The 13,466-nt window shown below is 64.5% G+C and carries 14 protein-coding genes; 8 read left to right on the top strand and 6 right to left on the bottom strand.

Annotation, left to right across the window (positions count from 1 at the left end):
- Nucleotides 1-66 precede the first annotated feature (66 nt).
- Nucleotides 67-672: a DUF1134 domain-containing protein gene (locus ACPPVR_RS34940; RefSeq protein ID WP_426611062.1), complete on the bottom strand. Its 606-nt coding sequence runs from the start codon at nt 670-672 to the stop codon at nt 67-69.
- Between the two features lie 139 nt (nt 673-811).
- On the opposite strand from ACPPVR_RS34940, the gene ACPPVR_RS34935 reads away from it, so the two are divergent.
- On the top strand, nt 812-1,297 hold the full coding sequence (locus tag ACPPVR_RS34935) for a YHS domain-containing (seleno)protein (RefSeq protein ID WP_426611061.1): 486 nt from the start codon (nt 812-814) through the stop codon (nt 1,295-1,297).
- Here the strand turns inward: ACPPVR_RS34935 and ACPPVR_RS34930 are convergent.
- A complete protein-coding gene (locus tag ACPPVR_RS34930) occupies nt 1,291-2,118 on the bottom strand; it encodes a 3'(2'),5'-bisphosphate nucleotidase CysQ family protein (RefSeq protein ID WP_426611060.1) in 828 nt (275 codons plus the stop codon). The two genes, ACPPVR_RS34935 and ACPPVR_RS34930, sit on opposite strands and share 7 nt — an antisense overlap.
- Nucleotides 2,119-2,292: 174 nt before the next feature.
- On the opposite strand from ACPPVR_RS34930, the gene chpT reads away from it, so the two are divergent.
- The 6 genes from chpT (at nt 2,293) to ACPPVR_RS34900 (ending at nt 9,027) form a co-directional block, all read left to right on the top strand.
- On the top strand, nt 2,293-2,946 hold the full coding sequence (gene chpT / locus ACPPVR_RS34925; protein ID WP_426611059.1) for a histidine phosphotransferase ChpT: 654 nt from the start codon (nt 2,293-2,295) through the stop codon (nt 2,944-2,946).
- A gap of 196 nt (nt 2,947-3,142) precedes the next feature.
- Complete coding sequence (locus ACPPVR_RS34920; protein WP_426611058.1) at nt 3,143-5,956, top strand: hybrid sensor histidine kinase/response regulator; 2,814 nt, start codon at nt 3,143-3,145, stop codon at nt 5,954-5,956.
- Nucleotides 5,957-5,977: 21 nt separating this feature from the next.
- Nucleotides 5,978-6,448, top strand: a complete 471-nt coding sequence (locus ACPPVR_RS34915; RefSeq protein ID WP_426611057.1) for a chemotaxis protein CheW — start codon at nt 5,978-5,980, stop codon at nt 6,446-6,448.
- A 73-nt stretch (nt 6,449-6,521) separates the two neighbouring features.
- Nucleotides 6,522-6,887, top strand: a complete 366-nt coding sequence (locus ACPPVR_RS34910; protein ID WP_008138864.1) for a response regulator — start codon at nt 6,522-6,524, stop codon at nt 6,885-6,887.
- Between the two features lie 74 nt (nt 6,888-6,961).
- Nucleotides 6,962-8,158 (top strand): protein-glutamate methylesterase/protein-glutamine glutaminase, encoded by a 1,197-nt coding sequence (locus ACPPVR_RS34905; protein WP_426611056.1) that lies wholly within the window; start codon nt 6,962-6,964, stop codon nt 8,156-8,158.
- Nucleotides 8,155-9,027: a CheR family methyltransferase gene (locus tag ACPPVR_RS34900; protein ID WP_426611055.1), complete on the top strand. Its 873-nt coding sequence runs from the start codon at nt 8,155-8,157 to the stop codon at nt 9,025-9,027. Before ACPPVR_RS34905 ends, ACPPVR_RS34900 begins: the two co-directional genes overlap by 4 nt.
- Before the next feature lie 44 nt (nt 9,028-9,071).
- On the opposite strand, the gene ACPPVR_RS34895 is transcribed toward ACPPVR_RS34900, so the two are convergent.
- The 4 genes from ACPPVR_RS34895 to ACPPVR_RS34880 form a co-directional block, all read right to left on the bottom strand.
- Entirely contained in the window at nt 9,072-10,229 is a 1,158-nt protein-coding gene (locus tag ACPPVR_RS34895) for a glutathionylspermidine synthase family protein (RefSeq protein WP_426611054.1), read from the bottom strand.
- Between the two features lie 3 nt (nt 10,230-10,232).
- Nucleotides 10,233-10,472 (bottom strand): hypothetical protein, encoded by a 240-nt coding sequence (locus tag ACPPVR_RS34890; RefSeq protein ID WP_426611053.1) that lies wholly within the window; start codon nt 10,470-10,472, stop codon nt 10,233-10,235.
- A gap of 64 nt (nt 10,473-10,536) precedes the next feature.
- On the bottom strand, nt 10,537-10,938 hold the full coding sequence (locus tag ACPPVR_RS34885) for a hypothetical protein (protein ID WP_426611052.1): 402 nt from the start codon (nt 10,936-10,938) through the stop codon (nt 10,537-10,539).
- Between the two features lie 2 nt (nt 10,939-10,940).
- Complete coding sequence (locus tag ACPPVR_RS34880; protein WP_426611051.1) at nt 10,941-11,345, bottom strand: DUF350 domain-containing protein; 405 nt, start codon at nt 11,343-11,345, stop codon at nt 10,941-10,943.
- A gap of 264 nt (nt 11,346-11,609) precedes the next feature.
- Between ACPPVR_RS34880 and ACPPVR_RS34875 the strand changes: the two genes are divergently transcribed.
- A complete protein-coding gene (locus ACPPVR_RS34875) occupies nt 11,610-13,427 on the top strand; it encodes a CHAT domain-containing tetratricopeptide repeat protein (RefSeq protein ID WP_426611050.1) in 1,818 nt (605 codons plus the stop codon).
- Nucleotides 13,428-13,466 lie beyond the last annotated feature (39 nt).

Raw genomic sequence — 13,466 nt, 5'->3', positions numbered from 1 at the left:
GGCCGGCAAAAAGCCAGCCCCGCCCTGTCGTTAACGTGAATCCGGAACCGGATCGGAGGAGGAGACCTAGAATGGGTTCCAGGTCGCTCGCGGGGTGAATTTGAGGTAGCCGATATTGGCTCCCAGCCGCAGGCCGAGGCCGGAGCGGATCGGCACCAGCACGATGTTGTTGGACGTGAGCGCCGTCATGCCGAAGCCGCCGATGATATAGGCCGAGCCGTCGATGCCGGCGAAGCGCTGGTAGATCGCGTTGGTGGCGGGCAGATTATAGACCAGCGTCATGGTACGCGCGCCGTCACCGCCCCAGTCGAAACCGAGCGAGGGGCCCTGCCAATAGACGCGCAGGTCGCCGGCGTTCTTGGTGTAGAGCGTGCCTTCGCCGTAGCGCAGGCCGGCGACGAAAGCGCCGGAGCCTTCCTCGCCCAGGATATAGCCGTTCGGCAGGCCCCATTGGCTGACCGCCTTCTCGATGATCGAGGCGAGCCCGCGCGAGACATTGCCGAAGAAGCGATGGCCGGCGTTCACGAGTTCGTCCGGCCCGTAGGTGGTGGGCGTCGGGGTCCGCTGCGGCGGCGGCAAATTGGGCGGCGGCGCCTGCTGGGCCGAGGCCGGCACGATCCAGCCGACCAGCGCGGCAAGCGCGACCGCAGCGAGACGTGATGCGAAAGTCATAAAAGAACCCCTGGTACCGAACTCGGTTGCTTCCTTAACCTGATGCCAACAGGCACGGCTCTAGGTTGCGCCGAATGTCCCCTCGACTCGGATGTTATCCGCAGCAACTATGACGGCACAACGGCAGGAAGATAGCCCTTTGCGCCCCGGAATCGCCTTGATCGGCCGTCTGGTCTGCCTGCTCGCGGGCATTTGGCTCGGCTTTTCCGGGATGTCCGCACAAGCGGCCACCACCGAGCGAATCGTCGTCAATCGTTTCTCCGGCGTCGCCATCGAAGGCTTCGACCCCGTGGCCTATTTCGTTGATGGCGGCCCCATGCAGGGGACGGCGGAGTTCGAGGCCAACCTCTGGGGCGCGGTCTGGCGCTTCCGCAACGAGGGCAACCGGGCCTCCTTCCTGGCCCATCCCGAGATCTACGGGCCGCAATTCGGCGGCTATGATCCGGCCGATATCGCCCGCGGCGTGGTCGTTGCCGGCAATCCCCGCTTCTTCGTGATCTCGGAGCAGCGGCTCTATCTGTTCGGCCGGGAAGACAACCGCGATGCCTTCGCCGCCAATCCGGAACGCTTCCTGTATGAAGTGGGCAAGCGCTGGCCGGCGCTCCAGGACAAGCTCAGTCAGTAGAGCCCTATCGCCTCCGGGTCGCCCCAGGCGATGAACTCCGGCACGATGAAGCCGGTGTCGCGAAGCTCGCCGAATCGGAGCTCGCCCCGTTGGCCGTCGGTGACCCTGCCGCCGGCCGCGGTCACGACGGCGCAGCCGGCTCCGACGTCCCATTCCGACGTCGGTCCGAAACGGGGATAGACGTCGGCGCTGCCCTCGGCGATCCGGCCGAATTTGACCGCTGAGCCGCAAATCTTTCTCTCGGCATGCGGGCGGCCATCGATGAATGCCTCACTCTTCTTGTCGCCGTGCGAACGGCTTACGGCCGCGATCCAAGGCTCCCCCTGCTTCGGCAGCTTGCGGGTCTGGATCGGCTCGGCGGCACCGATGGTCGTGCCGTCAAACGTCACGCGTTCGGCACCGCGGCCGACGATGCCGCGCCAAAGCAGCCCGAGCGCGGGCGCGCTGACAATGCCGAGCAGCGGCACGCCGCGGGTGACGAGGGCGAGGTTGACGGTGAACTCGTCGCGCCCGGCGACGAACTCCTTGGTGCCGTCCAGCGGATCGATCAGGAAGAAACTGTCGCGAAACGGTGGCGAGGCCAGTTGGCACCGTTCCTCCGAGAGCGACGGGACGTCGCCCGCGAGCTGCGCCAGGCCGTCTGCGATGATTCGGTCGGCGGCGAGGTCGGCCTCGGTGACCGGCGAGCCATCCTGCTTGCCGTCGACCCGCATCGCCGCGCGGTTGACCGCGAGAATCGCCTCGCCCGCCCTTACCACCAGCGCGGTGAGCGGCTCCATCAGCCGGGATGCAGCCTCGCCATCGATGATCCTCACCTGCATGCCTCATTCATTGGCAAATCTCGTTTCTCTCAATTGATTCGCTTGCGGGCCTTATGGCCGCTTCGAACCTATCGCAAGCTAGCTGCCACGGGCTGGCGAATGATAGAACCCTGCGGCATCCGTCAAGCATGCGTGATTCGCCGCGTCCGCGCCGTGCAATTCCAGGAACCCCTTATGTCTGACGCTCCGTCACCCGGTACCGCTTCTGCTCCCGATATGCTCGAACTCGCGGCACTCCTGTGCTCGCGGGTCTGCCATGATCTCATCAGCCCGGTCGGCGCCATCGTCAATGGGCTCGAGGTGCTCGACGACGATCCCAAGCCCGAGGACCGCGAATTCGCGCTCGACCTGATTCGCAAGAGCGCCAAGACGGCCTCCGCCCGCCTGCAGTTCTGCCGCCTGGCCTTCGGCGCGGCCGGCTCCGCCGGCGCGCAGATCGACGTCGGCGATGCGCAGACCATGGCGCGCGGCCACATCGAGGACGGCAAGTGTACAATCACGTGGAATCTGCCGCGGCTGCTGCTGCCGAAGAATCGCGTCAAGCTGCTGCTCAATATGCTGGTCGTCTCCCAGCATACGATCCCGCGCGGTGGCACGCTGACCATCGATCCGATCGGTGAGGGCGAAACCATGAGCTTCCGCATCACCGCGACAGGCCACAATGCGCGCCTGCCGCAGAATATCGCCGAACTCCTGAGCGGCGAGCGCGGCCCGGCTGCGGACGCGCACGCGATCCAGCCTTATTATACGCGGCTGTTGGCGCAAGCCTGCGGGCTCACCGTGACGCTCAAGCCCGAAGGCGAAGCCATCATCATTACCGCTTCGTAAACCCGCGGTCGTCCCTAGGCAGTTAATCAATTCTTTACAAGGCGCTTCGGCTTGTCCGGAGCGCCTTATCTCTTTGTTGGTTCCGTTCTTTTCCACATACTCAACCATTATTAAACGCTTTGCGGTGAAGCTGGCCCCATTCTGAAGTGGCGCATCACACATCGTGCGTGCCCTCCCTGTATGAAGGCCTGTTTTCATGGATGATCTGTTGCGGGAGTTTTTGACGGAGACCAGCGAGAGCCTGGACACCGTCGACAATCAACTGGTGAAGTTCGAGCAGGAGCCGAACAACGCCAAGATCCTGGATAACATCTTCCGTTTGGTCCACACCATCAAGGGCACGTGCGGCTTCCTCGGTTTGCCGCGTCTGGAAGCGCTGGCGCATGCCGGCGAGACCTTGATGAGCAAGTTCCGCGACGGCATGCCGGTGACGGCCGGCGCGGTGACGGTGATCCTGGCCTCGATCGACCGCATCAAGGAAATCCTGGCCGGGCTGGAAGCGACCGAAGCCGAGCCCGAAGGCACCGACCGCGATCTCATCGACAAGCTGGAAGCGATGGTCGAGCAGGGCATGGCGACAATGTCCGCGTCGGCGCAGCCGATCGCTGCTGCTCCTGTCACGGAAGCGCCGCCGCTGGTGCCGGAAGCGCCGGTTGCCGCTGCGCCCGCACCCGCAAAAGACATGACCCAAGGTGCGTTGATCGACCAGACCCTGGAGCGCCCGTTGCGCCCGGGCGAAGTGTCGCTCGACGATCTCGAGCGCGCCTTCCGCGAGACCGCGATCGAAGCGCCGGCGCCCGTTGCCAAGGCCGAAGCAAAGGCCGAGCCGGTTACCGAGGCTCCGGCCCCGGTCGCCGCCAAGGAAACCGCCAAGGAAGCAAAGCCGGCCAAGGAAAAGGTTGCCGCCAAGAAGTCGGCAGCCGAGGAGGGCGCCTCGGAGGGCGACCGCATCGCCAACCAGTCGATCCGCGTCAACGTGGACACGCTGGAACATCTGATGACCATGGTCTCCGAGCTGGTGCTGACCCGCAACCAGCTGCTCGAGATCTCCCGCCGCAACGAGGACACCGAGTTCAAGGTGCCGTTGCAGCGCCTCTCCAACGTCACCGCCGAGCTGCAGGAAGGCGTCATGAAGACGCGCATGCAGCCGATCGGCAATGCCTGGCAGAAGCTGCCCCGCATCGTCCGCGATCTGTCGAGCGAACTCGGCAAGCAGATCGAGCTGGAGATGCACGGCGCCGACACCGAGCTCGACCGCCAGGTGCTCGATTTGATCAAGGACCCGCTCACCCACATGGTGCGCAACTCCGCCGATCATGGCCTCGAGACCCCCGCCGAGCGCCTCGCCGGCGGCAAGGGCGAGCAGGGCACCATTCGTTTGTCCGCCTATCACGAAGGCGGCCACATCATCATCTGCATCGCCGACAACGGCCGGGGTCTGAACACCGACAAGATCAAGGCCAAGGCGATCTCCTCCGGTCTCGCCACCGAGTCCGAGCTCGAGAAGATGTCGGAAGCCCAGATCCACAAGTTCATCTTCGCGCCGGGCTTCTCGACCGCAGCCGCCATCACCTCGGTCTCCGGCCGCGGCGTCGGCATGGACGTGGTCCGCACCAATATCGACCAGATCGGCGGCACCATCGACATCAAATCGGTGGCCGGTGAAGGCTCCTCCGTCACCATCAAGATCCCGCTGACCCTGGCGATCGTCTCGGCGCTGATCGTGGAAGCCGCCGGCGACCGCTTTGCCATTCCCCAGCTCTCGGTCGTCGAGCTGGTGCGTGCCCGCGCCAACTCGGAGCACCGCATCGAGCGCATCAAGGACACCGCGGTGCTCCGGCTCCGCAACAAGCTGTTGCCGCTGATCCACCTGAAGAAGCTCTTGAAGATCGACGACGGCGCCGCCAGCGATCCCGAGAACGGCTTCATCGTGGTCACCCAAGTCGGCAGCCAGACTTTTGGTATCGTCGTCGATGGCGTGTTCCACACCGAAGAGATCGTGGTCAAGCCGATGTCCACAAAACTGCGCCACATCGACATGTTCTCGGGCAACACGATTTTGGGCGATGGCGCCGTCATCATGATCATCGACCCCAACGGCATTGCCAAGGCGCTCGGCGCCGCCGGCTCCTCGGCCCATGACATGGCCGATGACAATGGCGCGCACCATGTCGGCTCGGGCGAGCAGACCACTTCGCTGCTGGTGTTCCGCGCCGGCTCGTCCCAGCCCAAGGCGGTCCCGCTCGGGCTTGTCACCCGCCTGGAAGAGCTCCCGGCCGACAAGATCGAGTTCAGCAACGGCCGCTACATGGTGCAGTACCGCGAGCAATTGATGCCGCTCGTCGCCATGGAGAGCGTCACCATCGCCAGCCAGGGCGCCCAGCCGATCCTGGTGTTCTCCGACGACGGCCGCTCCATGGGCCTCGTCGTCGACGAGATCATCGACATCGTCGAGGAACGGCTCAACATCGAGGTCGGCGGTTCCAGCCATGGCATCCTCGGCTCGGCCGTGATCAAGGGCCAGGCCACCGAAGTGATCGACGTCGGCCACTTCCTCCCGATGGCGTTCTCCGACTGGTTCACCCGCAAGGAGATGAAGCCGTCGCTGCACTCGCAGTCGGTGCTGCTGGTCGACGACAGCGCCTTCTTCCGCAACATGCTGGCCCCCGTCCTCAAGGCCGCGGGCTACCGCGTCCGCACCGCGCCGACCGCGCAGGAGGGCCTGGCCGCGCTGCGCGCGCAGACCTTCGACGTGGTCCTGACCGACATCGAGATGCCCGACATGAACGGGTTCGAGTTCGCGGAAGTTATCCGCTCCGACAGCAATCTCGGCGCGATGCCGATCATCGGCCTGTCGGCGCTGGTGTCGCCGGCGGCGATCGAGCGCGGCCGTCAGGCCGGCTTCCACGATTATGTCGCCAAGTTCGACCGTCCCGGTCTGATCGCGGCGCTGAAGGAACAGACCGCGGGCGCCGCCGGCGCCTCCGAGCTGAGCCGGGCGGCTGCGTAAGCGGGACCAAGGAGACACCAGATGAGCAAGAAGATGCAAGTTGGCGAAGGCGCCATGGTCGAATACGTCACCGCGATGATCGGTGGCCAGCTGTTCGGCCTGCCGATCTCCCGGGTCCAGGACGTGTTCATGCCCGAGCGCGTCACCCGCGTGCCCCTGTCCTCGCGCGAGATCGCGGGTGTGCTGAACCTGCGCGGCCGCATCGTCACCGTGGTCGACATGCGCGCCCGCCTCGGCCTGCCCAAGCCCGAGGACGGCAAGCCGCCGATGGCGGTCGGCGTCGATTTGCGCGGTGAATCCTATGGCCTCCTGATCGACCAGATCGGCGAAGTGCTGCGGCTTGCCGAGGACAACAAGGAAGAAAACCCCGTCAACCTCGACCCCCGCATGGCCAAGCTCGCCGGCGGCGTCCACCGCCTCGACGGACAGCTCATGGTCGTCCTCGACGTCGATCGCGTGCTCGAACTCGCGCCCGAGATGATGGCGGCCTGATACGGCGGCATCGCCGCCGACGGACTCGCAATTGGAAGTGCCCCCGCAAAGGGGATAGGAAGCAGAGGTTCACATGCGAACTTGTCTCGTCGTTGATGATTCCAGCGTCATCCGCAAGGTTGCGCGCCGGATCCTGGAGGGCCTCGACTTCCAGATTCTCGAAGCCGAGGACGGTGAGAAGGCGCTCGAGGCCTGCAAGCGCGGGCTGCCGGACGCAGTGCTGCTCGACTGGAACATGCCGATCATGGACGGCTACGAGTTCCTCGGCCATTTGCGCCGCATGCCGGGCGGCGACCAGCCCAAGGTGGTGTTCTGCACCACCGAGAACGATGTCGCGCATATCGCGCGTGCGCTCCACGCCGGCGCCAACGAGTACATCATGAAGCCCTTCGACAAGGACATCGTGACGGCGAAGTTCCAGGAAGTCGGACTTATCTGAGCGAGCAACCGGAGGCTGAACGGATCCTTCGGCGTTGTTTTCAACTGAACCGTTTCAGTCTGAGTTGGTGAGTAATGAGTGTTGCGTTCGCAGGTAATTCGACTACGAGTCCGTCGCGCGAAGCCGGGCCACTGCGGGTGATGATCGTCGACGACTCCGTCGTCATTCGCGGTCTGATCTCGCGCTGGGTCGGTGCCGAGCACGACATGGAGGTCGCTGCCTCGCTGCGCACCGGGCTCGAAGCGGTCAACCAGATCGAACGCATCAGTCCCGACGTTGCCGTGCTCGACATCGAAATGCCCGAGCTCGACGGCATCTCGGCGCTGCCGCAACTGCTGGCGAAGAAGCGAGATCTCGTCATCATCATGGCCTCGACGCTGACCCGCCGCAACGCGGAGATCAGCTTCAAGGCGCTGTCGCTCGGCGCTGCCGACTACATTCCGAAGCCGGAATCGACGCGCGAGGCGTCGGCCGCGGACATCTTCCACCACGACCTGATCCAGAAGATCCGTCACCTCGGTGCGCGGCTGCGCAGGAAGTCTGCGGTCGCGAGCCCGCCGCTGGCGCCCGCGAGCCCAGCTCCCGCCGCGCGCGGACTGATTCCGCGGCCTGCCTCGCCCGCACCGGCCCCGGCCCTGCATGCCCTGTCGTCGGGGCCGCTGACCACGCGTCCGTTCTCGACCCAGGCTCCGAAGGTGCTGCTGATCGGCTCCTCGACCGGTGGCCCGCAGGCGCTGATGGCACTCGTCACCGAGCTCGGCCCGGTGATCGATCGCGTCCCGGTCCTGATCACCCAGCACATGCCACCGACGTTCACCACCATTCTCGCCGAACATCTGGCGCGTTCGAGCCGCAAGCCGGCAGCCGAGGCGGTCGACGGCGAGCCGGTCAAGCCGGGGCGCATCTACCTCGCGCCCGGTGGCAAGCACATGCGCGTCGTGCGCAATGGCGCAGACGTCGCGATCGCGCTCGATGATGGCCCCGCCGTCAATTTCTGCAAACCCGCGGTCGATCCGCTCTTCACCTCCGCCATCGACATCTGGCACGGCAGCATCCTCTCCGTGATCCTGACCGGCATGGGCTCGGACGGCATGCGCGGCGGCAAGGACATCGTCGCGGCCGGCGGCAGTGTGATCGCGCAGGATGAAGCCTCGAGCGTGGTGTGGGGCATGCCGGGCGCGGCCGCCAATGCCGGCATCTGCGCGGCGATCCTGCCGCTCAACCAGATCGGCGCCAAGGTCAACCGCCTGTTCGCGGGAGACCGCTCGTGACGCCAACGGACTATGAGTATCTGCGTAAGTTTCTGAAAGAACGGTCCGGTCTCGATCTCTCCGCCGACAAGCAGTATCTGGTCGAAAGCCGGTTGCTGCCGCTCGCGCGCAAGGCGAGCCTGCCGGGCATCCCCGATCTCGTTCTCAAGATCAGGAACGGTGACGGCCGGCTTGCGACCGACGTGGTCGAGGCCATGACCACCAACGAGACCTTCTTCTTTCGAGACAAGATCCCGTTCGATCATCTGCGCGAGACCATCATGCCCGGCCTGATCCAGGCCCGTGCCGCGCGCAGATCGCTGCGCATCTGGTCGGCGGCCTCCTCGACGGGGCAGGAGCCTTATTCGATCGCGATGTGCCTGAAGGAGATGGGCGCTTCGCTCGCCGGCTGGCGTATCGAGATTGTCGCGACCGACTTGTCGCAGGAGGTGCTGGAGAAATCCAAGGCCGGCGTCTACAGCCAGTTCGAGGTGCAGCGCGGCTTGCCGATCCAGCTGCTGATGAAATACTTCACGCAAGCAGGCGACACCTGGCAGCTCAATTCCGATGTCCGTTCGATGGTGCAGTTCCGCCAGCTCAATCTGCTGCAGGACTTCTCCCATCTCGGCACCTTCGACATCATCTTCTGCCGCAACGTGCTGATCTATTTCGACCAGGATACCAAGGCCGTGATCTTCGAGCGTATGGGGAAGGGCCTGGAAGTTGACGGCACGCTGCTGCTGGGCGCTGCCGAATCCGTCGTCGGCATCACCGACGCCTTCCGTCCCGTCGCCGACCGCCGCGGCCTCTACCAACTCAATCCCGCGCGCTCCGGCCGCCCGATGGGCGGACTGATGCCGCAGCCGCTGAAGATTGCCGCAGCGCGGTGAGATGCGCTTCACCTCACCCCGCTTGCGGGGAGAGGAATAGTATTTCACAAAATCGCGTGCGGCAGAAACCGCGAGCTGTTGCCGGTGATCGGGCTCTCGTCTTCGCGGATCGACAGGCCGCACGGCTCGTGGTTGACCAGCCAGCTTCCGACCACCGGATAGAATCCTGAAAAGTTCGGCAGCGGCGAGAGCGCCTGGCGCACGAAACCTTCGGCGCCGTAAGGGCCTGTATGCGCGTCAAGCGAGACACCGGCCGAGACCAGCGTGACGTTGGCGCCTTCACGCGACAGCAGCGGCTTGCGCACATAGGAGCTGCCGAGTTCGGCTGTGCGCGGATCGTCCTCGAAGAACGCCGGCAGCAGGTTGGGATGGTTGGGAAACATCTCCCATAGCAGCGGCAGGATACCTTTGTTGGAGAGCACCGCCTTCCACGGCGGCTCGATCCAGCGGGTCGGGACCTCCGCGAGCCTTGCGCCGAAGGCGTCGTGGAACATCCATTCCCAGGGGTAGAGCTTGAAGGCGAGCGCGATGTCGCGGTCGTCGAGGTCGACGAAGCCACCGGCATCGCGCCAGCCGATCTCCTCGATGTCGAGCAGCGTGGTCGGCAGTCCCGCCTGGCGCGCAGTGTCCTCGAGATAGGCGAGCGTGCCGACGTCTTCCTCGTTGCCGGTGGTTCCAGTCAGATGCAGATGACGGCCCGCACCGATCGCCTTCCACGCCTCGATCAACCGCTCATGGATGGAATTGAACTGGTCGGCGCGCGCGGGGACGATGCGCCGCTCGATCGCTTGCTCCAGCCAGGTCCATTGAAACACCGCGGCCTCGAAGATCGAGGTCGGCGTGTCCGCGTTGTATTCAAGCAGTTTTGCAGGCGTCTCGCCGTCGAATTTCAGGTCGAGCCGGCCGTACAAGCTGCGGTCGTCGCGCTCCCAACTCTCCGCGATCAAATTCCAGAACGCTTCCGGAACCTTCAAACGCCGCAAGTGCCGCTCGTCGCGGATCACGCGGCCAGCAAGCTCCAGGCACATAGCGTCGATCTCGCCGGTCGGCGTCTCGATGCCGCGCTCGATCTCGTCGAGTGTGAAGGCGTAATAGGCGCGCTCGTCCCAATAGCGTTCGCCATCGATGGTGTGGAACGCAAAACCGCATTGTTCGGCAGTCTGTTGCCAGTCGTCGCGTTCGGGACAGACGATACGTTGCATGTGTCAGCCGCCGCCGTGACCGTGGCCGCCATGACCGTGACCAGAATGGCCGTGCCCGTGCATGTGATGCAGCGTGCTGCCGAAGCCGCCATAGGTCGGTCGGCAATAGGGCCTGCCGTCGAGGCCTGGAACGGCTTCGAGCCCGGAGCCGCAAGCGCGCTCGCGCTTCGCGAACCCCATCGAGACCGCACTGACCGCGGCGGTGCCCATCAGGGTAAGCACGACCCTTCGCGAACGCTTCATTCGATGATCCTCCGGCGCCAGCTAAGCAGAGCCGCGAGAAATGGTGAATTCACAAACCCGCGCCTCAGCCGCCACCCGAGAAGCCATGCGCAAACGCGCCGAAGCCGCCGCGCGTGACGCCGCCGTAGCCCGAATCGGACGAGGTCCCCGACGAGGAATGGCTCGAGGAGTCGCTGCTGAAGAAGCTCGACCGCGACGACCAGTGCGAGCTGCCGGACGAGCTGTGGCTGCTGTCACAGTTGGCGGTCGTCTGTGCCGGCGTCGCCGCGACGGGGACTGACGCCCCGGGAGGAGGGGCATCGCAATTTGGCCGGGGCATCAGCGTGAAGGCGGTGCTACCGACCGCGATCGTGCCCATCACCAGCAGCGCGACATGGCGCGAGCGTTTCACCGGCTCCCGCGGTGTCGACGACACCGGCGCCGGCCGGCGCTTGCCAAAATCCTTGGTGGGAGGCTTCGCGGTCATGATCAGTAGATCATGCAGGCGGCATTCAGGAGGCCCGCGGCGAGCGAAGACAGGCCGAGCCAGATCGCTGGTGCAAGCTCGCCGGCGGCGATCTGCCCCGACAGGTTCGGCACCGGGATCTTGACGAGATAGAACACGGCGACCTGCACGATCAGCGCGATGATGGCCCAGATCAGGCAGTCCAGCACATTGGCCGAATGCGCGATCGCGCTGAACAGCGGTGCCACGAAGCCGAGCAGGCTGAGGCCGAGCGCCAGCGCAGCGGCCGCGTCGTTGTCGCGGATGAGTTGGAACTCGTTGTGGGGCGTGATCCGCGTGTAGACGAACAGATACGCCACTATCGCGATCAGGCCGGTGCAGAAATAGACCAGGAAGGCGGGCAAGCCGGCGAGCGATTGCAGGATCATGGGGAGGTCCGACGTTGACGGTGCGAATTCTGGCACGATCGCTTAGTCGCCGCACCGGGCGGATAGGTTCGATCCCCAGAAACCAACCGGCTCGCCGGCGGATTCCGGGCACTGCACAAATTTTCGGGCCGTGTGAGACATGCTTCACAAATGCGTCTCGAGGTTGCGTGTGATAGTCTGGGGCATTGATGCTATGCTGCCGCAAGCCACGCTAATTCGAGGGATTTTTCGTTCAGCTAGAAATCTTGTTGAGTGAGGCTCAAAATGCCTGCTGCCGAATACGAAGATTTCGAGCTAGAGATCGGCTCCGATCTGCCCGTGGGCGGCGGCCCTCAGCAATATTACGGCCGGGTCATCAGGTCGCCGGCCGGCGAGGCGCCGAAGAGCCAGGTGAAGTTCTGGTTCTCCGCACCCGGCGAACTGGCCAAGCTGCGCGGCGAGCTGGAAAACGCCGTCCTGGAGATCGACGAGAAAAATTACCAGGGGCCGACGACGCGCGGGGAGCAGGTGCTGCGGGATTTCGGGCGCGGGGTGTTTCGCAGCGTCTTCACCGACGTCCCGTCGATCCAGCGCATCTACGAACGCAGCAAGGGCGCGGCCCAGGATCTGAGGATCAAGCTGCGCATCGAGGCGGCCGACCTTGCGGGCCTGCCCTGGGAATATCTCTACGACGAAGACGACATGCCCGGCTTCGTCAGCCTCACGCGCCCCATCGTGCGCTATCTCGAGACGGCGGGCGGCGTTAGCCGGATGGGCGTCAAGGGACCGCTGCGCATCCTCGGCATGATCTCCGATCCCTCGACCAGCGAGTGGCCCAAGCTCAACGTCGTCAAGGAGCGCGACCGCATCAACAAGGGCATCGATGCGCTCCAGCACGAAGGCAAGGTCGATTTCCAGTGGGTCCCGGGCGGGACCGGAAAAGACCTGATGAAGAAGCTTCTGGAAGGTGACTGGCACATCTTCCATTTCATCGGCCATGGCGGCGTCGAGGAAGCCTTGCCCGGAGCGGGTACCTCTGGCTTCGTCGTCATGGTCGACGAGGACGGCAAGCCGGTGAAGAAGTTCGCCACCGACCTCGCGATGATGCTGACGGGCGCGCGGCGGAGCATGCGCCTGATCGTGCTCAATTGCTGCGAGAGCGCCAGGATCAATGTCGGCGATCGCTTCGGCAATCCGGCGATCGGGCTGATGAAGACGGGATGGCTGCCCGCCGTGGTCGCGATGCAGTTTCCGATCACCGACAATGCCGCGATTTCGATGTCGGAGGGATTTTACGCCGCGCTGGCCGGTAATCATCCGATCGACGATGCGGTCACGCTCGCACGCAAATTCATCCAGGAAAAATCCCGGGTCGAATGGGGAATCCCGGTCCTCTACATGCGCTCGCCCGACGGTCGGATTTTTGACGTCGAAGCCCAGTCGCTACCAGTGCCTCCGGCCGAAGCGGCGCGCCTCTCGAAGGAAATGCTGCGGCAGCGGCGCGACGAATTCATGGAGGCGCTCGCGGTCAGTGCTGCCACGACCGAGGCGCTGGAGGATCTGACCCGGCGCGGGCAGGAGCTGCACGGCCTGCTCGCCGATGATTCCGAACTCTCGGTGCGGCTCGCAAAGGTCTATTTCGATCTCGGCACGCTTCAGCACAAGCAGAAGCAGATTCCGAAGGCGGCCGCGAGCTTTGCCTACATGCTGAAGCTCGATCCGGCGAAGCCCGAATATTTCGTGCGCAGGGCCAATTTCAACGTGACGGTCGGTCTCTACGAGAACGCGCTCAACGACATCACCGAAGCGATCAAGCTCAAGCCGAAGAATCCGGAATTCTACTGGATCAAGGGCATCGTCAGCATGACGGCGGCCGGCACCGACGACAAGCGCGGCTATCTCGAGGAGGCGATCAAGGCCTTCGGCACGGCGATCGCGACGAATGAGAACGAGCCGAAATATCTGGTGTCGCGGGCCAATGCCTTTGTCCAGATCAAGGACGTGGCGAAGGCCCAAAGCGATATGGACAGCGCGATTGCGCTTGCACCCGACAACATCGATCTCCTGGTCCAGAAAGCCAAGATGGTCGCCCAGGCTGCATAATTCTCGCACGACCGCCGGATGCTGCGGCGTCCGGTACGT

The organism is Bradyrhizobium sp. McL0616, assembly GCF_049993385.1.
In the GTDB taxonomy this organism is placed as follows: domain Bacteria; phylum Pseudomonadota; class Alphaproteobacteria; order Rhizobiales; family Xanthobacteraceae; genus Bradyrhizobium.
Note: the sequence above shows the minus strand (reverse complement) of the source record. Positions and strands in the feature narration are given on the sequence as shown.